This is a genomic window from Paraburkholderia sp. BR13444 (genome assembly GCF_040948755.1).
Classification (GTDB): domain Bacteria; phylum Pseudomonadota; class Gammaproteobacteria; order Burkholderiales; family Burkholderiaceae; genus Paraburkholderia; species Paraburkholderia youngii.
On the sequence record NZ_JBFPKM010000031.1, the window covers coordinates 1 to 21541 of the forward strand.

The 21541-nt window shown below is 62.1% G+C and carries 16 protein-coding genes and 1 rRNA gene; 15 read left to right on the top strand and 2 right to left on the bottom strand.

Annotated features, from left to right (window positions below):
* The first annotated feature begins 7 nt into the window (after window positions 1-7).
* Window positions 8-121 (top strand): 5S ribosomal RNA (gene rrf, locus AB3X95_RS38530).
* 202 nt (window positions 122-323) lie between these two features.
* Window positions 324-1367: a transporter gene (locus tag AB3X95_RS38535; RefSeq protein ID WP_368623975.1), complete on the top strand. Its 1044-nt coding sequence runs from the start codon at window positions 324-326 to the stop codon at window positions 1365-1367.
* Between the two features lie 133 nt (window positions 1368-1500).
* Here the strand turns inward: AB3X95_RS38535 and hmpA are convergent, their stop codons facing one another.
* A complete protein-coding gene (gene hmpA / locus AB3X95_RS38540) occupies window positions 1501-2682 on the bottom strand; it encodes an NO-inducible flavohemoprotein (protein ID WP_368623976.1) in 1182 nt (393 codons plus the stop codon).
* A gap of 138 nt (window positions 2683-2820) precedes the next feature.
* Between hmpA and norR the strand changes: the two genes are divergently transcribed.
* The 9 genes from norR (at window position 2821) to AB3X95_RS38585 (ending at window position 14335) form a co-directional block, all read left to right on the top strand.
* Window positions 2821-4416 (top strand): nitric oxide reductase transcriptional regulator NorR, encoded by a 1596-nt coding sequence (gene norR / locus AB3X95_RS38545; RefSeq protein ID WP_176369611.1) that lies wholly within the window; start codon window positions 2821-2823, stop codon window positions 4414-4416.
* A gap of 216 nt (window positions 4417-4632) precedes the next feature.
* Window positions 4633-5475: a MaoC family dehydratase N-terminal domain-containing protein gene (locus tag AB3X95_RS38550; RefSeq protein ID WP_368623977.1), complete on the top strand. Its 843-nt coding sequence runs from the start codon at window positions 4633-4635 to the stop codon at window positions 5473-5475.
* A gap of 18 nt (window positions 5476-5493) precedes the next feature.
* Window positions 5494-6657 (top strand): acyl-CoA dehydrogenase family protein, encoded by a 1164-nt coding sequence (locus AB3X95_RS38555; RefSeq protein ID WP_176369613.1) that lies wholly within the window; start codon window positions 5494-5496, stop codon window positions 6655-6657.
* A gap of 16 nt (window positions 6658-6673) precedes the next feature.
* On the top strand, window positions 6674-7852 hold the full coding sequence (locus tag AB3X95_RS38560) for a CaiB/BaiF CoA-transferase family protein (RefSeq protein ID WP_176369614.1): 1179 nt from the start codon (window positions 6674-6676) through the stop codon (window positions 7850-7852).
* A 109-nt stretch (window positions 7853-7961) separates the two neighbouring features.
* Window positions 7962-9350, top strand: a complete 1389-nt coding sequence (locus AB3X95_RS38565) for an MmgE/PrpD family protein (RefSeq protein WP_184228989.1) — start codon at window positions 7962-7964, stop codon at window positions 9348-9350.
* Window positions 9347-10165 carry a CoA ester lyase gene (locus tag AB3X95_RS38570; protein WP_184228990.1) on the top strand — a complete coding sequence of 273 codons (819 nt, stop codon included), beginning with the start codon at window positions 9347-9349 and terminating at the stop codon, window positions 10163-10165. Before AB3X95_RS38565 ends, AB3X95_RS38570 begins: the two co-directional genes overlap by 4 nt.
* A 160-nt stretch (window positions 10166-10325) precedes the next feature.
* Window positions 10326-12005 (top strand): glycoside hydrolase family 43 protein, encoded by a 1680-nt coding sequence (locus tag AB3X95_RS38575; protein WP_368623978.1) that lies wholly within the window; start codon window positions 10326-10328, stop codon window positions 12003-12005.
* A 48-nt stretch (window positions 12006-12053) separates the two neighbouring features.
* Window positions 12054-13352 (top strand): MFS transporter, encoded by a 1299-nt coding sequence (locus AB3X95_RS38580; protein ID WP_176369617.1) that lies wholly within the window; start codon window positions 12054-12056, stop codon window positions 13350-13352.
* Between the two features lie 65 nt (window positions 13353-13417).
* Window positions 13418-14335: a LysR family transcriptional regulator gene (locus tag AB3X95_RS38585; protein WP_176369627.1), complete on the top strand. Its 918-nt coding sequence runs from the start codon at window positions 13418-13420 to the stop codon at window positions 14333-14335.
* 25 nt (window positions 14336-14360) lie between these two features.
* Here the strand turns inward: AB3X95_RS38585 and AB3X95_RS38590 are convergent, their stop codons facing one another.
* The gene (locus AB3X95_RS38590; protein ID WP_368623979.1) at window positions 14361-15647 is read right to left on the bottom strand and encodes a diguanylate cyclase; all 1287 of its coding nucleotides are present in this window, start codon (window positions 15645-15647) and stop codon (window positions 14361-14363) included.
* Between the two features lie 476 nt (window positions 15648-16123).
* Between AB3X95_RS38590 and AB3X95_RS38595 the strand changes: the two genes are divergently transcribed.
* From AB3X95_RS38595 to AB3X95_RS38610, 4 genes are all read left to right on the top strand, one after another.
* Window positions 16124-17506, top strand: a complete 1383-nt coding sequence (locus AB3X95_RS38595; protein ID WP_368623980.1) for an MFS transporter — start codon at window positions 16124-16126, stop codon at window positions 17504-17506.
* A gap of 114 nt (window positions 17507-17620) precedes the next feature.
* Window positions 17621-18532 carry a LysR family transcriptional regulator gene (locus tag AB3X95_RS38600; RefSeq protein ID WP_368623981.1) on the top strand — a complete coding sequence of 304 codons (912 nt, stop codon included), beginning with the start codon at window positions 17621-17623 and terminating at the stop codon, window positions 18530-18532.
* Between the two features lie 179 nt (window positions 18533-18711).
* Window positions 18712-20211: an aldehyde dehydrogenase family protein gene (locus tag AB3X95_RS38605; protein ID WP_368623982.1), complete on the top strand. Its 1500-nt coding sequence runs from the start codon at window positions 18712-18714 to the stop codon at window positions 20209-20211.
* Window positions 20212-20323: 112 nt separating this feature from the next.
* Window positions 20324-21496, top strand: a complete 1173-nt coding sequence (locus tag AB3X95_RS38610; protein WP_184228995.1) for an FAD-binding oxidoreductase — start codon at window positions 20324-20326, stop codon at window positions 21494-21496.
* Window positions 21497-21541 lie beyond the last annotated feature (45 nt).

Sequence of the window (21541 nt, forward strand, 5' to 3'; positions counted from 1 at the left end):
CGTCATGCCTGATGACCATAGCGAGTCGGTCCCACCCCTTCCCATCCCGAACAGGACCGTGAAACGACTCCACGCCGATGATAGTGCGGATTGCCCGTGTGAAAGTAGGTAATCGTCAGGCTCCCCCCAAAGCCAGAAACCCCACCCGCAGCGGTGGGGTTTTTGCGTTTACGTGGCCGTCATCGGCAGGGGTGACGTTTCCGTGACAAGCCAGCCGCCGCAATTCGACAATACGACGCCGGAAAATGCGCGCGTCAACTCTCTTTCAATCGTTCGCGCTATGCTCACGGATTCCTTTCGGAAGCGCTGGCATTGAACGCCCTATGAAATCAGATCTGGCATTGCAAACCTACGGCGCGGATTCGTCGGGTATGGTCTGCGGTTTCCGGTTTTCGCCGACGCTTGCCGGACGGCCGATCGACGCGGACGAAGTCATCGACTGGTTTCGCGAGCGCGACGACGATGCCGACGCTACCGCAGAGGACGCTGGCGAGTTTCTGTGGCTTCACTTCAATCTCGCGCATAGCGCGAGCGAGCGCTGGATGCGCACGCAACTCGATCTGCCCGAAGCGTTTTTCGACGCCTTGCGCGAAGGCTCGCATTCGACGCGGATCGAGCATGCGGACGGCGCACTGCGCGCAGTCGTCAACGACGTCATGTTCAACCTCGAGTTCATCCCGTCCGAAATCGCGACGCTGTGGATCTACGCAAACAAGCGACTCATCGTCACCGCGCGGCTGAAGCCGCTGCGCTCGGTCGACCGTTTGCGCGCGTCGGTACGGCAAGGGGAAGTATTCAGGTCGCCTGCCGAACTGCTCGTTCATTTGATGCGCGACCAGGCCGACCTGCTCGTGCAGATCGTCCGCCGAACCAGCGCCGACGTCGATCGAATCGAGGATCGCTTCCTGTCGCAACGGCCGACGCAAAACCGCCTCGACCTCGGCGCGATGCGTCGCACGCTGACACGTCTGCAGCGGATGCTGGCACCCGAACCGGGCGCGATTTTCCGCTTGCTGGCGAGGCCGCCTCGCTGGCTTCACGTGGAAGACGTGCAGGATCTGCGTGAATCGACGGAGGAGTTCTCGGTCGTGCTTTCGGACGTGGCCGGATTGATCGAGCGGGTTAGATTGCTGCAGGAAGAAATCACCTCGCGCCTCGAGGAGCAGAACAACCGCACGCTATTCACGCTCACGCTCGTCACGGTGCTTGCGATGCCAATCAATATCATTGCCGGTTTCTTCGGCATGAACGTCGGTGGCATTCCGCTCGCCGAGAACAAGCATGGATTTTGGGTGATGGTGCTGCTGGTCGCCGGCTTTACCGGACTGACAGGCTGGTGGGCATTTCGCCGCAGAAGGGAGCGTTAGAACGCGCGGCAGACTGGGCCCGCTTCTTACGAGGCCAAACCCACCGGCGTGATGGAAACCACAAGATGCCCGTCTTCGAATACGCTTCGCAACGATCCAAAGAGGGCAAGTACTCGTCGATTACTCGAGTGCGTTATTCGAGCGCGGCAGCCGGCCCAAAGAACTCATAACGGCTCTGCGATTCCGGCACGCCGATCGCCTTCAGGCCTTTCTTGATCGCCTTCATGAACGCGATGGGCCCGAGGAAATACACGTCGACGTCACGCGTTTCCGGCAACCACTTCTTCAGATTCGCTTCGTCGACGTAACCGACTGCGTGCGCGTCGGCATCGCCGTCACGGCGCTGCTCGTAGCAATAGAAGCGCTTCAGTTGCGGGTGGCGCGCGGCCAATGCATCGATCGCGCCGCGGAACGCATGCACGCCACCATGACGGGCCGCGTGAATGAAATGCACCGGACGATTGGTCTTCAGCGCGGCTTGCAGCATCGCCATCGTCGGCGTGATACCGACGCCGCCGCTGATCAGCACCAACGGCTTGTCGCCGGGTTGCAGCGTAAATTCGCCGGCCGGCGCGAACAGTTCGAGCGTGTCGTTTTCCTTCATCTGCTCGTGCAGGTACGTCGACACAGTTCCATTCGGTTCGCGTTTCACGCTGATGCGATATTCGCGACCATCGCTCATTGCTGACAGCGAATAGTTGCGACGCACTTCTTCGCCGTCGATCATCAAACGCACGCCAATGTACTGCCCCGGCTTAAACGCGAGCAATTCGCCGCCGTCATCGGGACGCAGATAGAACGACGTGATCTCGTCGCTTTCACGCCCTTTGCGCGCGACGCGGAACAGCCGCGTGCCGCGCCAGCCGCCGGGAGCTGCTGCGCTTTCGGAGTAGATCTTCTCTTCGAGGCCGATCAGCAGATCCGCGAGTTGCTGATACGCGGCGGCCCACGCTTCGATCACGGCGTCGGTTGCGACGTCCGCACCGAGTACTTCACGAATCGCGCTAAGCAGGCACTTGCCGACGATCGGATAGTGCTCAGGCTGCACGTTCAGCGACACGTGCTTGTTGATGACCTGCGCGACGAGCCCGCCCAGTTGCTCAAGCTGATCGATATGGCGTGCGTACATCACGACGCCGTTGGCCAGCGCACGCGCCTGCGAGCCGCTCGCCTGATGGGATTGATTGAAGATCGGGCGCACTTCCGGATGCTCGCTGAGCATCACGCGGTAGAAGTGCGTGGTGAGCGCCTCGCCGCCGCTTTCCAGGAGCGGCACGGTTGCTTTGATAATGGCGCGGTGTTCGGCGGATAGCATATTTTCAAGTCCTGGTGAGAGTCTGTGTGAGCGTCTGTCTATCAGCGAGTGTCACAGCCGGTTTCGGCAGACTGCCTCTACTATCCACAAATCGTGCCAGGTATAAAATGCGTTCAGATCAACGATCTGGCAAATAAGATGGTTCATTCGACCCTAGTCGAAAAGACTCGACCCGCAGTCGATTTGACTGCCGAGGCGGTCCTCGACGTTCTTACCCCGCTGATTCTCGACCTGTCGCGCGAGCTGTCCGAGCGCGAGCGTTATCGGCGGCTGCTCAGCGCGCTGCGCTCGCTGTTTCCTGGCGACGCGGCCGCATTGCTGCGCCTGGAAGGCGATACGCTGGTGCCGCTCGCGATCGACGGCTTGAGCAGCGATACGCTCGGGCGGCGTTTTCGCGTCGCCGAGCATCCGCGCTTTCAGGAACTGCTGGCCCAGCCAGGGCCGACGCGCTTCGCGGCTGACTCCGATCTACCCGATCCCTACGATGGACTCGTGCAAGGCATGGCAGCCGGGCATCTCGAAGTGCACGACTGTCTGGGGTGTCCGCTGTTCATCCGCGGCGAGCCTTGGGGGTTGCTCACGCTCGACGCACTCGACCCGGCGCGCTTCAACACGCTCGACATGGCTTCGCTGCAAGCATTTCTCGGCCTCGCGGCCGCGACCGTCAGCGTCGTCGAACGCATCGACGCGTTGGCGCGCAATGGCGAAGAGGCGCAGCGTCGCGCGGAAGCTTATCGGCTGGCGAGCAGCGAGAGCCGGCGCGAGCTGATCGGCAGCAGCGATGCGCACCGCCGGATGGTGAAGGAGATCGAGGTGGTGGCCGCCAGCGATCTGACCGTGCTCGTCACCGGCGAGACCGGCGTCGGCAAGGAGTTGGTCGCGAACGCGATCCACGCGCTGTCGCCGCGCGCGAACAAGCCGCTGATCAGCCTGAACTGTGCGGCATTGCCCGATACGCTCGTCGAGAGCGAGTTGTTCGGGCACGTGCGCGGCGCGTTTTCGGGAGCGTCGGCGGACCGGCGCGGCAAGTTCGAACTCGCCGACGGCGGCACCATTTTCCTCGACGAGGTTGGTGAGTTGCCGCTCGCGGTGCAGGCGAAGCTGTTGCGCGTGCTGCAGAACGGCCAGTTGCAGCGCATCGGCTCGGACCACGAACACAGAGTCGACGTGCGGCTGATCGCCGCAACCAATCGCGATCTCGCAGAAGAAGTGCGCGCGGGCCGCTTTCGCGCCGACCTCTATCATCGCCTCAGCGTGTATCCGCTGCGCGTGCCGCCGTTGCGCGAGCGTGGCCGCGACGTGCTGCTGCTGGCGGGCTTCTTCCTCGAAGACAATCGCTCGCGGCTCGGTTTGCTGAGTCTGCGTCTTGCGGCCGACGCGCAGGCCGCGTTGCTGCACTACTCATGGCCCGGCAATGTGCGCGAACTCGAGCATCTGATCGGGCGCAGTGCGCTGAAGGCGTTGGCGGCCAGTCGTGAGCGCCGCCGTATTCTGACGTTGACGGCCGCGGACTTCGCGTTGTCCGACGCACAGAATCAAGAAGCCAATCAAACAGCCGCGCAGAGCGAGGAAAGCGAGACGAAAGACTTTCGCAGCGCGGTCACCGAGTTCGAACGCAATCTCGTTCTCGAAGCGCTGATCCGCAATAGGCAAAACTGGGCGGCGGTCGCGCGCGAGCTAGGGCTGGACCGGGCGAATCTGAATCGGCTGGCCAAACGGCTCGGGCTCAAATAAGCGAGCAGGTGAAGGAGCATCGTTGCGGCGCGCAAATGCGACCAGGCGAGGCCACATCGGATCGCGCCGAAAACAGATTGTCAGCGCCGCGCGCTAGGCCTAACGTCTTAACCAAAGCCAAAGGCCCGCTTCGGAAAATCGAACTTCGCGGCACACAGCGCGTCGGTCATAGTGGGCCCTAACGAGGACCAACACACTAAACCAGGAGACTCCGCCATGTCCGCTGCCCCACAGAAGCTCGACGATTGGCTCAACAAGGAGGCGGTGGCCGAAGACGACATCACCGCGTTTCCGATAGCGGCGCTCGCCGCCACGCTCGATCGCGAGGAAAGCGGCGACACCGTGCCGCCGTTGTGGCACTGGCTGTACTTTCTGCCGGTCGCACCGCTATCCGAAGTCGGTCCCGATGGACATCCGAAGCGTGGCGGTTTTCTGCCACCCGTGCCATTGCCGCGCCGCATGTGGGCGGGTGGCCGACTCACGTTTCATGCGCCGCTGAAGATCGGTGAGCATGCGCGGCGCACGTCGACGATCGCCAGTATCGAGGACAAGACCGGCCGTTCGGGCCGCCTCGTGTTCGTCACCGTGCAACATACGATCGAAGTCGATGGCGAGTTGAAGCTCGAAGAGGAGCACGACATCGTCTATCGCGACGCGCCGCAGGAGGGGGCGCGGCCGCAACAGCCGGCGCCCGCGCCCGAAGGCGAAACGTGGCGCCGCACGATCGACGCCGATGCCGTGATGCTGTTCCGCTACTCGGCGCTGACTTTCAACGGCCATCGCATTCACTATGACCATCCCTATGTCACGCAAGTCGAAGGCTATCCGGGCCTCGTCGTGCATGGCCCGTTGATCGCGACGCTGCTCGTCGATCTCGTGCGCCGCGAACTGCCGCAAGCGACGCTGCAAAGCTTCGCGTTTCGCGCGCTTCGCCCGACCTTCGCGGATCAGCCGTTCACGGTATGCGGCAAGCCCGCCGCCGACGGCAAGACCATCGACCTGTGGGCGAAGGACCACGAAGGTTATCTGACCATGCGCGCGACCGCCGCGCTCGCCTGACTTCCACGAGACTCGATTATGCAAACCACGCAACACGATTCGTTCCAGGACATTCGAGAGGCCGTGCGCGATCTGTGTCAGCAGTTTTGCGGCGAGTACTTTCGCAAGATCGACGAGGCGCGCGGCTATCCGGAAGAGTTCGTCGACGCGCTGACGAAGGCCGGGTGGCTCGCCGCGCTGATTCCGCAGGACTTCGGCGGCTCGGGGCTCGGGCTCACGGAAGCGTCGGTGATCATGGAAGAGATCAATCGCGCGGGCGGCAACTCGGGCGCGTGCCACGGGCAGATGTACAACATGGGCACGCTGTTGCGTCACGGTTCGGAAGAACAGAAGCGCAAGTATTTGCCGAAGATCGCGAACGGCGACTTGCGTCTGCAATCGATGGGCGTGACCGAGCCGAGCACCGGCACCGATACGACGAAGATCAAGACCACCGCCGAACGGCGCGGTGACCGTTACGTGATCAACGGTCAGAAGGTGTGGATCTCGCGCGTGCAGCACTCGGACCTGATGATCCTGCTCGCGCGCACCACACCGCTCGCGGACGTGAAGAAGAAATCGGAGGGCATGTCGATCTTCATCGTCGATCTGCGCGAAGCGATCGGTCATGGCCTGACCGTGCAGCCCATTTTGAACATGGTCAATCACGAGACCAACGAACTCTTTTTCGACAACCTCGAAATCCCGGCCGAGAATATGATCGGCGAGGAAGGGCAAGGCTTCAAATACATTCTCGATGGCCTCAACGCGGAGCGCACGCTGATCGCCGCGGAGTGCATCGGCGACGGTTACTGGTTCGTCGATAAAGTCACCGAGTACGCGAAGGAGCGCGTCGTGTTCGGCAGGCCGATAGGGCAGAACCAGGGCGTGCAGTTTCCGATCGCGCGTTCGTTCATCAACGTCGAGGCAGCGAGCCTGATGCGCTTCGAAGCGGCACGTCGTTTCGACGCGCATCAACCGTGCGGCGCGCAAGCGAACATGGCGAAGCTGCTCGCTGCGGACGCGTCGTGGGAAGCGGCCAATGCGTGCCTGCAATTTCACGGCGGCTTCGGCTTCGCGTGCGAATACGACGTCGAGCGCAAGTTTCGCGAAACGCGTTTGTATCAGGTCGCACCGATCTCGACCAATCTGATTCTCTCGTACGTGGCAGAGCATATCCTCGGGCTGCCGCGTTCGTTCTGACCCGCTGGCGGACATCATGAGACCACTCGACGGTATCAAGGTCATCACGCTCGAACACGCGATCGCCGCGCCGTTCTGCACGCGTCAACTGGCCGATCTCGGCGCGCGCGTGATCAAGATCGAACGGCCCGGCGTCGGCGATTTCGCGCGCGGCTATGACGAACGCGTGCATGGGCTGTCGTCGCACTTCGTGTGGACCAATCGCTCGAAAGAAAGTCTTTCGCTCGACCTGAAGCAGCCCGCGGCGGCGGAGATTCTCGATGCATTGGTTGCCGATGCCGACGTGCTCGTGCAGAACCTCGCACCGGGTGCGGCCGAACGGCTCGGCCTCGGCTACGACACGCTGAGCCAGAAGTATCCGAAGCTGATCGTCTGCGATATTTCCGGCTACGGCGCGGACGGTCCGTATCGCGACAAGAAGGCGTACGACCTGCTGATTCAAAGCGAGTCCGGCTTTTTGTCGATCACCGGCTCTCCTGGCGCGTCAGCGAAGGCGGGCTGCTCGATCGCGGATATCGCGGCGGGCATGTACGCTTATTCGAACATCCTGAGCGCGCTGTTGCAGCGGGGACGCACGGGGCGCGGTTGCCGTATCGACGTGTCTATGCTCGAGAGCATGGTCGAGTGGATGGGTTATCCGCTCTACTACGCGATCGACGGTCAGTCGCAGCCCGCGCTCGCGGGCGCCGCGCATGCAACGATCTATCCTTATGGTCCGTTTCCCGCTGGCGACGGCAAGACGGTCATGCTCGGCCTGCAGAACGAACGCGAATGGAAGCTGTTCTGCGAGCGCGTGCTCGAACAGCCTGAGCTAACAACGGACGAACGCTTCGCATCGAACTCGAAACGCACCGCGGCGCGCGATGCATTGCGCGAGGTGATCGTCGCGGCGTTCGCGAAGCTGAGTGCCGCGCAGGTGATCGAGCGACTCGATCAGGCAGGCATAGCGAACGCGCAGATGAATACGCTCGCGGACGTGTGGGCGCATCCGCAACTGAAGGCACGCGAGCGCTGGCAGGAAGTCGGCACGGCAGCGGGCACGATACCGGCATTGCGGCCTCCGGGTTTGCCTTCCGACATCGAGCCTCGGATGGACCCTGTACCTACGCTTGGTCAACATACCGAATCAATTCTGCGCGAGCTTGGTTACGACAATGCGCGCATCGACGCGCTGCGCGCGGCCGGCACGATCTGATTCCGTAAGCCTGTTTCGGTTCGCGCCCGCATGCATGTGATGCGGGATGACAAGCCGGTATTCCGAACGAACCCCGATGCAACCTGGCATCACACGGCACACGACACTCATGAACGACCATCCCAGTCTCACGCTCGCCACTTTCGCTGCGCAACTCGACTTCGACAGTATCCCGAACGAGGTCGTCGAGCGGACCGTCAACCTGTACGTCGATTGGCTCGGCTCGGCGCTTGCAGGCAAAGGCGCACGCCCCGTCGAGACGATCGCTCGGTTTGCGCGCGCGGCGGCCGGTGCGACGAACGAGGACCTCTGCGAGGTACTGATCGATCGCGGCCGCACGACGCCGTATTTCGCCGCGATGATCAACGGCGCGGCATCGCACTTCGCCGAACAGGACGACGTGCACAATGGCTCGGTGTTTCATCCTGCGACCGTGGTGTTTCCGGTTGCGCTCGCGTTGGCACAGGCAAAGCGAGCGTCGGGGCGCGACTTCATCACGGCGGCCGTGGCGGGATACGAGGTCGGCATTCGCATCGGCGAATTTCTCGGGCGCTCGCACTACAAGGTGTTTCACACCACGGGCACGGTCGGCACGCTCGCGGCGGCGGCAACTGCAGGACGATTGCTGGGCTTGGCGCCGTTGCAGATGCTCGATGCGTTCGGCTCGGCGGGCACACAGGCTAGCGGCTTGTGGGAATTTCTGCGCGACGCCGCCGACTCGAAGCAACTTCACACCGCGATGGCCGCCGCGAACGGCCTGATGGCCGCGCAACTCGCCGCCGACGGCTTCAAGGGTGCGACGCACATTCTCGAAGGCGCGCAGGGCATGGCCGCGGGCATGTCGAGCGATGCCGATCCGGCTCGCCTCGTCGATCGCCTTGGCAGCCGCTGGGCGACCGCGGAGACGTCGTTCAAATATCACGCGGCGTGCCGCCATACGCATCCGGCCGCCGATGCGCTGCTCGCTGTGGTGCGGGCGCATCGTCTCGCGCCGCGCGACATCGCGAAGGTCGTCGCGCACGTGCATCAAGGCGCGATCGATGTGCTCGGTCCCGTGATCGCGCCGCGTACCGTGCATCAGGCCAAGTTCAACATGGGTACGGTGCTCGGGCTCGTCGCGCATCACGGCTATGCGGGCATGACCGAATTCGAGCAGGGTTTCGACGCGAGCGAAATCCTTGTGTTTCGCGACAAGGTCACGATGACGCTCGACGCTGAAGTCGACGCCGCCTATCCCGCGCGCTGGATAGGCAAGGTCACGGTGACCACGACCGACGGCCGTGTTTTCGATGGGCGTGTCGATGAGCCGAAGGGCGATCCAGGGAACACGTTGTCGGGCGACGAGATTGCGATGAAGCTGCATCGGCTGGCGGCATTCTCGGGTGCGGCTAGTGAAGAGGAAGCGGCGCAACTGCTTCGCCGGGCGTGGGGTGTTGCCGAAGTGGCGCAGATTGGCCCGGTATTCGATGCAACTCCGCGCACGATGGTGGCGGCATGAGCGCGCTGCCCCGGTCATATCTGTTCGTGCCTGGGAATCGGCCTGAGCGGTTTGACAAGGCCTATGCGGCCGGCGCGGATGCGGTGATTCTCGATCTGGAAGACGCGGTGCAGCCGGATCAGAAAGTGCCAGCGCGCGCGGCGGTGGTGGCTGCGGTATCGGCTAACGCATCGCGGGCCGTGTGGGTGCGTATCAATGGCTCGGATACGCCTTGGTTTTCAGATGACGTTGCCGCCCTCGTTGGTCAGAACGGCGTCGCCGGAATCGTGCTGCCGAAGGCTGAGACGCGCGAACAGATCTGCGCGGTGCTGGAGAACGCGCATCCGGCATTGAGCGTACTGCCGATTGTCGAGACTGCGCGCGGATTTGCGAATCTTGCGGAGCTATGTGGCGCGCCGCGCGTGCCGCGTCTCGTGTTCGGCACGCTGGATTTTCAGGTCGATCTCGGCATCGATGGGGATGGCGAGGAGTTGCATCCGTTTCGCTCGCAGATCGTGCTTGCGTCGAGGTTGGCCGGCATCGGTGCGCCGGTGGATGGCGTATCGACGGCCATTACCGATGCTGATGCGGTGCAAGCCGATGCACGGCGCGGGCGGCGGTTTGGTTTCGGCGGCAAGCTTTGCATTCATCCGAAGCAGATCGAGGCGGTGCACCGCGCATATGCATGGAGTGACGCTGACGTGGAGTGGGCGCGACGCGTGCTTGCGGCTGTCGAGGCGAGCCATGGCGGGGCAGTCGCCGTGGATGGAAAGATGGTCGATATGCCGGTGATCCTGCGGGCGCGGAGAGTTTTGGGCGACTCCGAGAGCTTCTGACAACGCCGTTTTCGTCGTGCCCTCGTAGCAGGATTCCTACATCGCCTGCTGGTCATTCGGACGACGTACCAGTAAGCACCTCACCCAAGGGAATACCCTCCCATCATCGCACTTGAATAGTTAGCAGATCACATGCTAGATTGAATTGTTAACGGTAACAATGTTCGCCGAAAAGCAAAAAGATCTGTTCCTTTCAGCACGTCAGAAAAATATCTTCCCGATGAGTACTATTCAAAATCCAGTTCTGCGCGGCTTCAACCCGGACCCTTGTATATGCCGTGGCAAGGATGCGTGGTATATCGCGGTTTCAACGTTTGAATGGTATCCGGGCGTTCTCATTTACGAATCGAAAGACTTCGTCAACTGGGAACTCAAGGCCACGCCTCTGGACAGGTTGTCGCAATTGAACCTGATCGGAGAGCAGCCGTCCGGAGGCATTTGGGCGCCAGCCCTGTCCTATCACGACGGTCTTTACTGGCTCGTCTATACCGACACCAAGGCATGGAAAGGCGAACAGAAGATTTCCCCGCTGCGCGACATGCACAACTACCTCGTGACCGCCCCGGACATCGCCGGACCCTGGTCGGAGCCCGTCCATCTCGTCTCCGGTGGATACGATCCATCGCTGTTCCACGACGAATCCGGCAGAAAGTGGCTCGCTTATATCCGGCGCGACTTCAGAGGAATCCACGAAGATCTTTTCGTCGGAATCGTTCTGCGGGAATACTCGGTGCAGGAGGAAAAGCTGATCGGTGAAGAGCGCGTCATTTACAAAGGCGCCAACCTGAAGACCGATTACTTCATGAAATGTCAGATATACGAGGCTCCCCATTTATTGAAGAGGGGGGACTGGTACTACCTGATCACGGCGGAGGGCGGCACAGGCTATACGCATGCAACGTGCGTATCCAGGTCCCGCGATATCTTCGGTCCATACGAGTTTCATCCAGACACGCCGATGCTCACGTCGCGCGACGCGAACGGACGGATCCAGCGGACCGGCCACGGCAATCTAGTCGAGGGTCCGAACGGCCGGTGGTACATGACGTACCTCGGATCGAGACCAATCGATGCGCAAACGAAGCGCTCGCCGCTAGGCCGCGAGACCTGCATCGCCCCGATCGAATGGCATGCCGACTGGCCCCACCTCGCCACTGGCGGAGTGGTCCCCGCCGAATCTTTTGCGATCGACTCGGATATCGAGCAAAGGCTCGACAGCAGTTGGGCGATCGATTTCGGACAATGCGCCGCGCTGCCGCTGGAACTGCAGAGTCTGCGCATTCCCATTAGCGACGACTGGTGCAATCTTCACGACCGTCCGGGCTATCTGCGGATAAGGGGGCAAGAGTCACCAACCTCGCGCTTCCATCAAAGCATGCTGGCCTGTCGAATCCGTGACTGGCAGTTCGAGGTCGAAACGGCGCTGGAATTTTCGCCCAAGTCATATCTGCACATGGCTGGGCTCATGGCGCGTTACGACGAAAACACCTTTTACTACCTGTTCGTCACGCGCGACGACGACGGCACGAAAATCCTGTCCTATATGGAAATGGATGCGGGCAGCTTCGCCTATAGCAATCGACTGGCGACGCTGCCCGAGTCCACCGGGATCGACCTGCGGATTCGCGTCGTAGACGCGAAACTGAGTTTCTTCTATCGCGTGGCACACGGTGACTGGAAGGACCTCGGACTGGCAAAGGATTTCACGAAACTCAGCGATGAATATGCCACCCCAATCGGCTTCACGGGGGCTTTCACTGGTATCACCGTCAACGACATGCTGGGCTTTCGCGAACCTGCCGACTTCAAGTCGTTCTCATATCGTCAACTGACCGGCTAGAGCTCGGATTTCGTTTCACCGCTGTCGCTTGATAATAAGGAAGACCTCATGCGCTTTCGTTGGAGACATCGCTATCTCGTGCTGCTGATTCTGTTCGCGATCTATCTGCTCTGTTACATGGACAGAATGATCATGGCAGCGGCTATTCCATTTATTGCGTCCGAGTTTCATCTGTCGGCGATGGAAATGGGAGGAATCCTGAGTGCGTTCTTCTTCAGCTACGCGCTATGTCAGATTCCAGCCGGCCTGCTTGCAGACAGATTCGGCCCGCGGCTGATGACGACGATCGGCATCACGTGGTGGACGATTTTCACCGCGCTTACCGGACTGTGCAATTCGCTCGGCTTGATGCTGGTGGTGCGGGTCGCATTCGGCGTCGGCGAAGCGCTCTTTCCTCCGGCCGCGTTCAAGGCACTGTCGGCATGGTTCCCGAAGCGCGAATTGGGCCGGGCGACCGGGCTGATGATGACCACGAATGCGCTGGGACCCGCTCTGGCTCCGCTGTTCGTGGCGGCCGTGATGGCCGTGTGGGGATGGCGCGCGATTTTCACGAGTCTGTTCATTCCCGGTATCGCGATGGCGATATTCGGCTGGATCTATATCAGAAACAGCCCGAAGGATAGCAAGCACGTTTCGAATATCGAACTAGAGGAAATCGGCACCAGCGAAAAGGCCCAGTCTGGCTCTGCCGGCAAAGCGGATTTTGCTGGACTGGTGAAAACGCCGCTGGTCTGGTGGTGCTTTGTCACCTTGTTCGTATTCAGCATCGCCTCGTGGGGAATCATGAGCTGGTTCCCGACGTATCTGCTGAAAGCGCGCGGCCTTTCGACGGCCAAAATGGGCATTATGGCGTCGGTGCCATTTCTGGTCGGCACGATTGCCTATTGCATCACGGGCCTTCTCTCCGACAAGTTCTTCCGCAATCGTCGCGAATTGCTTGTCGTCCTCGGCTGCATCGTGGCCGCCATCTTTGCCTATCTGACGGCCCATGCGGAGACCGTGGAAACGGCGGTGTTCTATCAGACGATCGGCTATTTCTTCTCGACCATGGCCGGCTGTTCGTTGTACACGATCCCGAACGTCGCGCTGCCGAACAAGGTCGTCGGATCGGCAATCGGCTTTGTCAACGCAGCGGGTCAGCTGGCAGGATTTCTTTCCCCGCTGATCGTCGGTTACATCCTGACCAGCACGAATAACGACTTCAATGTCGTGTTCCACCTTTTCGTCGGCTGCTTCTTGCTGGCTTCGGTTTCCGCATGGTTCATCAATACGAGGACGGATCGCAGCGACACCGTCACTCGGGCCGACGGTGGAGAAGTGGCCGCGCAGAATCAGACAGCCGTATAAATGACGCGACGGGGCTTGAGCCGGCGATAATGCCAGCTCAGTCACCTGCTTTGATTCGCGCGACCATGAAATCGAGGATCGAAAATTTTTCGAGCGGCATCAGCGTGTTTGCGGCGGTAGTCGACGCCGGTACGTTCGCGGCTGCATCGGAAGTAATCGGAATGTCGCCGCCTGGTGTGAGCCGGGCGATTGCAAGGCTGGAAAAGAGATTGAAGATCCGGCTCTTCAATCGAACTACGCGGTCCGTGTCCCTGACGGACGAGGGCCGCCGTTTTTACGAGCAGGTCATGCCGCACCTCGCAGGGCTGGAGGAAGCCGCCGTGGCCGCGGCTGGCGGCGCATCGGCGGTGCGGGGAAAGCTGCGGGTCAACCTCGATCCGGTGTGTTACCGGGCGATACTCGGGCAACGCCTCGACCACTTCATGGACGCGCATCCTGCGCTCGAAATCGAGTTCATCGCGCGCGACCATCTCGGCGATCTGGTTCTCGAGGGCTTTGATCTCGCGTTGCGGTTCGGCGAGCCGAGGACATCTTCCCTCGTCGCACGCAAGCTGCTCGATACGGCCGTGGTCACGGTGGCCGCACCGTCGTACGTCGCACGACGTGGGCGCCCGGCAAAGCCGGAAGATCTCGAAGGCCCAGGTCACCGTTGCCTGGAATTCCGCAATTCGGAGACAGGCAAGCCGTTCCCTTGGGAGTTCCATCGCAAACGCAAGAAAACTGTGATTGCACCGCGCGGGCGATTGACGGTGAACGATCCTGGCGCGCTACTGAATGCGTGCCTCGCTGGCTCCGGTGTCGCGCAGATGCTTCTTTTCGGTGCCGAGCAACTGATTGCCGAAGGGCGGCTGATCAATCTCTTTCCCGACTGGCCTGACGAGCGCTATCCCCTGTACGCCTGCTACCCGTCACGCCATCACGTTCCGGCGAAGACGCGTGCCTTTCTGGAGTTCGTCGTCGAGTTGGCAAACGCTCACTCGTGAGCGGCCGTTACTCAAACGGCCTGCATTAACCAACCTCCACGCGGTTTCGCCCTCTGTCCTTGGCGCGATACAGCGCCAGGTCCGCGCGCTTGACGATGGCGTCGACGTCATCCTCACCAGGCTGGCGCTCGGTCACGCCGATGCTGACCGTAAATGGAATCGGCTTGCCGAGCCGCCACGGATGTTCGAAGTTCTGCTGCTCGATCGTCTGGCGCAAGTCTTCGGCCACGCTCGTCGCCTGTTCGATATCGAGGCCCGGCAGCGCGGCGACGAACTCCTCGCCGCCCCAGCGGGCAAACACGCCGATGCGCCAATCGGCGTTCATGACGACTTTGGCCATCACGCGCAGCACTTCGTCGCCAATGTCGTGTCCGTAACTGTCGTTGATCTTCTTGAAGTAGTCGATATCGAGGAGAAAGATCGAAAGCTTGCTGTCCGACCCCAGCAGGTTCTCGACCGTGTCCGCGAATTCCCTTCGGTTGGGCAGGCCGGTCAGCTCGTCGGTCACGGCCTGCTTCTGCAGCAAATCCATCAATTGGACGCGATCGGCGATGTCGCGAATCACGGCGGTGAATTCGATCAGGCCGCCCACGTTGATCTTCGAGATCGCGATTTCGACGGGCAGCAGCGAGCCGTCGCGATGCAGCCCATAGATGCGGTTGCGCTCGTCCATTTGCCGCGAGCGCACCGGCGAGCGGGCGAACTGATGGACGTACTGGGAGTGATTGGCGCGATAGCGCTCGGGCAGCAGTTCCGTGATGGGGTGCCCCACCATCTCTTCGACCGAATAGCCGAAAAGGTTTTCCGCAGCGCGATTGAAGAGAGTGATGCAGTGCTGCTGGTCGATCGTAATGATCGCGTCATAGGCGGCATCCACCACCGAGCGGAAACGCGACGTGCTGACTTCCAGTTCGTGCATCAACTCCATCTTTGCGGTGATCTCGAGACCCGTCACCATGATTTCGATCACCGAGTTCGCGCCTCTGTTGTGCCGCAGCGGCTTCAACGACAGGCGCCACCAGTGGGTTCCGTCTCTCAGGTCATAAGCCTGCTCGAGTTCGCGGGCGACGCCGGATTCAAAGCATTCGCTGAGCTTCTGACGAAATTCGGTTCGGGCGTAATTGGGAATCAGCGTGTCGAATGACGCCGGGAACGATTTGATGCTGTTGCGCTTGCCGCCCGTCATTTGCATGAAATGATCGTTGCAGGCGGAAACCACCAGCTGCCCCCTCTCATCGCGCGCGACGATCGCGACGCTTGCGGCGATTTCGTCGACGATCGTCCGCATCGTGCAGGACCAGTCATCAACCATTCTGCCTCCGAGAATCTACCTGAATGCCCCCGTGTGTTCTCCTGAACAGCACGCACGTCTACATTCAAATCATCCGGTGCGACCGGCTCCGAAGCTCGATATCGGGCCGCTTTGAAATGGGCATGGCCGGTCAACATGCGGGGGGAGTACATCGACAGAGTAGGCCGTAGTCCGATTTTTGGGAAGAATTTATTCCTGGAAATGAAGTACCAGACTCTGATGCGCTGCAGCCTTTCAGGTATGCAAATCGCTTCTTTTTCATCCCTTAATCAAACCGGAACACTCACCTCCAAAAAACCCAATTCCCACCCCACGTCGCCTGACGCACTCTTGAAGCCAACGGCCCGCACGATCCAACCACGGCCGTTCAGCGCTCTGCCCCGAGCCGCCGCATCCAACGAAGGCAGCCTCGCAGAACTGTTCCGCGCACGCGAGCCTCTCGCCCGTGCACCGCCTAAAAATACAGGAGACACAACTTGCCCGCCCCCATCAACTCCGGCGCACGCCTCGACCGCCTGCCGATCAGCCGCTTTCACTGGAACATCCTCGGCCTGATCGGCGCAGGCGCTTTCCTCGACGCCTTCGACATCTACCTCGCCAACGGCGCGCTCGCGGCGATGGTCAAAACCGGCTTCACCGATCTGCGCCTCGGCTCGTTCTTCATCTCCGCGACCTTCATGGGCATGATGATCGGCGCGGGCCTGTCGGGCTATCTCGGCGACCGCTTCGGCCGACGCTATTCGTATCAAGCCAATCTCGCGATCTTCGGCCTCGCATCGCTCGCCGCCTGCTTCGCGCCGGACATCTACTGGCTGATCCTGCTGCGCTTCATCATGGGCATCGGCCTAGGCGCCGAACTCGTGGTCGCCGCCGGCACGCTGTGCGAATTCGTGCCACCCGCCACGCGCGGCCGCTGGACCGCGTTGCTCGCGCTGATCATCAACTCCGGTCTGCTCGGCGCGACCGCGGTCGGCTATTGGGTGATTCCGCATCTCGGCTGGCGCTATATGTTCGCGATCGCGGGCGTCGGCGCGATGGTCGTGTGGTTCCTGCGGCATCGGATGCCGGAGTCGCCGCGGTGGCTCGAAACGGTTGGCCGGCTCGAAGAGGCGGAGGCCACCGTCGCGGCGATCGAGCGACAGGTCGAGGCGCGCGTCGGCAAGCTGCCGCCGGTCGCGCGCGTGGTCAGTCACGAGGTGCCGGCCGCGCCGTTCTCGGCGCTGTTCGCGCGCGGCATGATCGGCCGCACGCTGGTCGCCGCGCTGACCTGCATGGCGATCAACATGTCGTTGTACGGTTTCGTGGCGTGGCTGCCGACGTTCTTCGTCAAGGAAGGCCTGACCATCGTGCAGTCGCTCGGCTTCGTGCTGCTGATGTCGTTCGGCGCGCCGGCCGGCGCCGTGGTCGGTTATCTCGTGACGGACCGCCTAGGGCGGCGCAACGGCATCGTGCTGTTCTCGCTTGCAACGATCGTGCTCGGCTTCGTCTACGTGCAGATGCGCGCGCCGGTGCCGATCGCGGTCGTCGGCTTCGCGCTCGTCACGACGATCTACACCGTCTGCACGCTCGGCCTGTTCGGCTATATCCCCGAGCTGTTTCCGACCGCGCATCGCTTGCGCGGCACCGGCGTGGCCGGCACGTGCGGCCGCGCGGCGTCGATGTCGACACCGTATGTCGCGCTGCTGCTCTACACGCAGTTCGGCGTGACGGGTGTGCTGACGATGGTCGGTGGCGTGCTGTTGCTGCTGAGCATCGCGATTCTCGCGCTGCGCATCGAAACGAGCCAGCAGACGCTCGAAGAGATCTCGCCCGATGCCGAGCTGATACCGCAAGCGGAGATGATGCAAGAGTCGGCATAGGCCGTACGCGCATGAAGGGAGGCCGTCGATTCGGATCTTTCCCCGGCTAAATTTTCACCACACCTGGTTAAGATGAAAGTCTGTCCTGCCCATGCTTCGCTAGCAGCTTTCATCATGCACTTCGATTTCGTCGATTTACGCCTGCTCATGCACATCGCCGACACGCGCAACCTCGCGCGTGCGGCGGAGCGTTCACACCTGTCGGCGCCGGCCGCCAGCAACCGGGTCAAGAATATCGAGGAGCAGCTCGGCATCAAGCTGCTCTATCGAACCAGCCAGGGCGTGACGCCGACACCCGCGGGCGAGGCCTTCGTGCATCATGCGCGGCTCGTGCTCGAACGCGTCGAGCATCTGGCCGGCGATATGCAGGAGTACGGCGATGGCATCAAGGGCCACGTGCGCATCTGGGCCAACACGACCGCGATCAGCGAGTTCCTGCCGGCCGTGCTGAGCCGTTTTCTGCGCGACCACCCGGACGTGAACATCGATCTGCGCGAAGTGCTGAGCGGCGAGATCGTCAAGGGCGTCGCCGACAGCGCGACCGACATCGGCATCGTCGCGGGCAATGTGCATGCCGAGCATCTGCAGATGCTGCCGTATCGCGACGATCGGCTCGTGCTCGTGACGTCGTGCGAGCATCCGTTCGCGAGGCAGGCGTCGGTCGATTTCTCGCAGGTGCTGAACGCGAACTTCGTCAGCCTGCCGACGTCGAGCGCGATCCACGCATTCATCATGAGCGCCGCCGATGCGCTCGGCGCGCGTCTCAAGCTTCGCATCCAGGTCGGCAACTTCGAGGCCGCTTGCAGGATGATCGAGGCGGGTGTCGGAATCGGCATCGTGCCGGAATCGGTCGCGCTGCGGCACAGAAAGACGATGCAGATCGCGATCGTCGGCCTGAACGATCCGTGGGCCGAGCGTAAGCTGAAGATCTGCGTGCGCAGCCTGCAGGACTTGCCGCCGTTCGCGCGCGTGCTGGTCGACCGGTTGACGGCGGCGGCGGAGGGGGACGGCGCGACCGATGCTTGACGCTTGACGCGCGGGCTTCGCACACGCGTCTGGAGCTTGACCAAGTTTCCTTCTGGAAACAACGCTACCTTTTGTCAACCGGTATTTCACTCCCCAGGCACCTCCTTGCCGCCGTAAAAAGCCGCGTGTATAGTTTCCGAACTTACTCTTGTTTCGCATCGGAAATTAAAGGGGTTCACATGGACGCGTCCACCATCCTTGCCGATCTCGGCATTGCCCACGCCGCACAAGCCGGCGATATCGCGGTTCATTCGCCGATCACCGGCGCGCTCATCGGCCATGTGGCCAGCCAGACGGCGGCCGAGGTCGACGCGGCGCTCGCCCGGGCCAAAGACGCGTTCGCCGTATGGCGCAACGTGCCGGCGCCGCGCCGCGGCGAGCTGGTGCGGCTGCTCGGCAATCGGCTGCGCGAACAGAAGCACGCGCTCGGCAGCCTCGTTTCGCTGGAGACCGGCAAGATCCTGCAGGAAGGCATGGGCGAAGTGCAGGAAATGATCGACATCTGCGATTTCGCGGTCGGTCTGTCGCGCCAGCTGTACGGTTTGACGATCGCGTCCGAGCGCCCGGCGCATCGGATGGCGGAGTCGTGGCATCCGCTCGGCACTTGCGTCGTGATCTCCGCGTTCAATTTCCCGGTGGCGGTGTGGTCGTGGAATGCGGCGCTCGCGCTGGTGTGCGGCAACGCGGTGATCTGGAAGCCGTCGGAAAAGACGCCGCTGTCGGCGCTCGCGGTGAACAAGATTCTCGAAGATGCACTGAAGGAATTCGGCGATGCGCCGGCTGGCCTCGCGGCGCTGATCATCGGCGGCCGCGACGTCGGCGAAAAGCTCGTGGCCGATCCGCGCGCGTCGATCGTCAGCGCGACGGGCAGCACGGAAATGGGGCGCAAGGTCGGCGTCGAAGTGGCGAAGCGCTTCGGCCGCTCGCTGCTCGAACTCGGCGGCAACAACGCGGGCATCGTCGCGCAGACGGCCGACCATGAACTCGCGATGCGCGGCATCCTGTTCTCGGCGGTCGGCACGGCCGGTCAGCGCTGCACGACGCTGCGGCGTCTGTTCGTGCACGACAGCGTGTACGAAAAGACCGTCGAGCGTCTGAAGCAGCTGTATAGCCGCGTGCCGATCGGCAATCCGCTCGAAAAGGGCACGCTGATGGGGCCGCTGATCGACCGTCAAGCGTTCGACCGCATGCAGGAGGCGTTGCAGCAGGCGAAGGCCGAGGGCGGCAAGGTGTTCGGCGGCGAGCGCGTCGACGTGAAGGGTTATGAGGGCGGCTACTACGTGCGTCCGGCCATCGTCGAGATGCCGTCGCAAACGGCGGTCGTGCTGAAGGAAACTTTCGCGCCGATTCTATACGTGCTGCGCTATGCCGACTTCGCCGATGCGGTCGAGGCGAACAATGCCGCGCATCATGGTCTGTCGTCGTGCGTGTTCACAAGCGACCTGCGCGAAGCTGAGCGCTTCCTGTCCGCGTCGGGCAGCGACTGCGGCATCGCCAACGTCAACATCGGTCCGAGCGGCGCGGAGATCGGCGGGGCGTTTGGCGGCGAGAAGGAAACGGGCGGCGGCCGCGAGTCGGGTTCGGATGCGTGGAAGGCGTATATGCGTCGCGCGACCAATACCGTGAACTACTCGTCGGCGCTGCCGCTGGCGCAGGGTATCGACTTCAACCTCGACTGACGCGCGCATGCGTGACGTCGCCGTCAGGCGCGCCACGGCCGCGCGTTGCAGATAGCAATCCGTTTGCGCCGCCCGGCGTTCCGGAGCGGCCACGTTACTCGTGGAGTAAGACGTGAGTTCGAAAGTCGTGATCGTCGGCGGTGGGGTGATCGGCAGTTCGATTGCGTATTTCTTGCGGCTGTCCGATCCGACAGTCGGCGTCACGGTGATCGAACGCGATCCGACCTATGCGCGTTCGTCGTCGGCCTTGTCGGCGGCGTCGATCCGGCAGCAATTTTCTACGCCGCTTTCCATTCAGATGTCGCTGTTCGGCATCGAGTTTCTGCGCTCGATCGGCGAACGGCTGGAAGTCGACGGCACGCGACCGTCGATCGATCTGCACGAAGGCGGCTACCTGTTTCTCGCGACATCGGCCGGTGAAGCGACGCTGCGCGACAATCACGCGCTGCAAACAAGCCTCGGCGCGGATATCAGCCTGCTCGACACGCATGGCTTGCAAACGCGCTTCCCCTGGCTCAATACCGACGATCTCGTTGCCGGCGCTTTTGGCGAAAGCGGCGAGGGCTGGTTCGACGGCTACGGTCTCGTGCAGGCGCTGCGCAAGAAAGCGCGAGCGCTCGGCGCGCGCTATGTCGCGGCCGACGTCACCGCGCTGCATCGCGACGGCAGCCGTGTCACGCAGGTACGAACCGCGGACGGCGAGACCTATGCTTGCGATGTCGTCGTCAACGCGGCCGGCGCGTGGTCGCGCAAGGTCGCGCAGATGATCGGCATCGACCTGCCCGTCTATGCGCGGCGGCGCAGCATCTTCAACGTCACGTCGCCGGCAAGGCTCGAACGCTGCCCGCTGCTGATCGATCCGAGCGGCGTGTACTTCCGGCCCGAAGGCAATTCTTATATCTGCGGCACGTCGCCATCGGCCGATAACGACCCCGACGATTTACCGCTCGACGAAGTCGATCACGCGCTATTCGACGACGTGATCTGGCCGACGCTCGCGAATCGCGTGCCGCAATTCGAGGCGCTGCGCGTGCAGAACTGCTGGTCCGGCTATTACGAATACAACGTGCTCGATCAGAACGCGATCATTGGACATCATCCGGATGTCGAAAACTGCATCTTCGCGAACGGCTTCAGCGGCCACGGTTTGCAGCAAGGCCCGGCAACCGGACGCGGCATCAGCGAATTGATTCTGCATGGCCGCTATGCGACGCTCGACCTCGGTTCACTGAGCTTCGCGCGTGTGCTTGAAAACCGGCCGATCATCGAGAAGAACGTGGTGTAGCTAGCGCCCCTATATGGCCCGATGCGGGGTCATGCGGAAAACGCA

Coding starts and splice junctions, on each gene's coding strand:
- AB3X95_RS38575 (WP_368623978.1), top strand. CDS start 10,326: ATGTTCGCCGAAAAGCAAAAAGATCTGTTCCTTTCAGCACGTCAGAAA.
- AB3X95_RS38580 (WP_176369617.1), top strand. CDS start 12,054: ATGCGCTTTCGTTGGAGACATCGCTATCTCGTGCTGCTGATTCTGTTC.
- hmpA (WP_368623976.1), bottom strand. CDS start 2,682: ATGCTATCCGCCGAACACCGCGCCATTATCAAAGCAACCGTGCCGCTC.
- AB3X95_RS38565 (WP_184228989.1), top strand. CDS start 7,962: ATGAACGACCATCCCAGTCTCACGCTCGCCACTTTCGCTGCGCAACTC.
- AB3X95_RS38535 (WP_368623975.1), top strand. CDS start 324: ATGAAATCAGATCTGGCATTGCAAACCTACGGCGCGGATTCGTCGGGT.
- AB3X95_RS38590 (WP_368623979.1), bottom strand. CDS start 15,647: ATGGTTGATGACTGGTCCTGCACGATGCGGACGATCGTCGACGAAATC.
- AB3X95_RS38560 (WP_176369614.1), top strand. CDS start 6,674: ATGAGACCACTCGACGGTATCAAGGTCATCACGCTCGAACACGCGATC.
- AB3X95_RS38555 (WP_176369613.1), top strand. CDS start 5,494: ATGCAAACCACGCAACACGATTCGTTCCAGGACATTCGAGAGGCCGTG.
- norR (WP_176369611.1), top strand. CDS start 2,821: ATGGTTCATTCGACCCTAGTCGAAAAGACTCGACCCGCAGTCGATTTG.
- AB3X95_RS38600 (WP_368623981.1), top strand. CDS start 17,621: ATGCACTTCGATTTCGTCGATTTACGCCTGCTCATGCACATCGCCGAC.
- AB3X95_RS38605 (WP_368623982.1), top strand. CDS start 18,712: ATGGACGCGTCCACCATCCTTGCCGATCTCGGCATTGCCCACGCCGCA.
- AB3X95_RS38585 (WP_176369627.1), top strand. CDS start 13,418: ATGAAATCGAGGATCGAAAATTTTTCGAGCGGCATCAGCGTGTTTGCG.
- AB3X95_RS38550 (WP_368623977.1), top strand. CDS start 4,633: ATGTCCGCTGCCCCACAGAAGCTCGACGATTGGCTCAACAAGGAGGCG.
- AB3X95_RS38570 (WP_184228990.1), top strand. CDS start 9,347: ATGAGCGCGCTGCCCCGGTCATATCTGTTCGTGCCTGGGAATCGGCCT.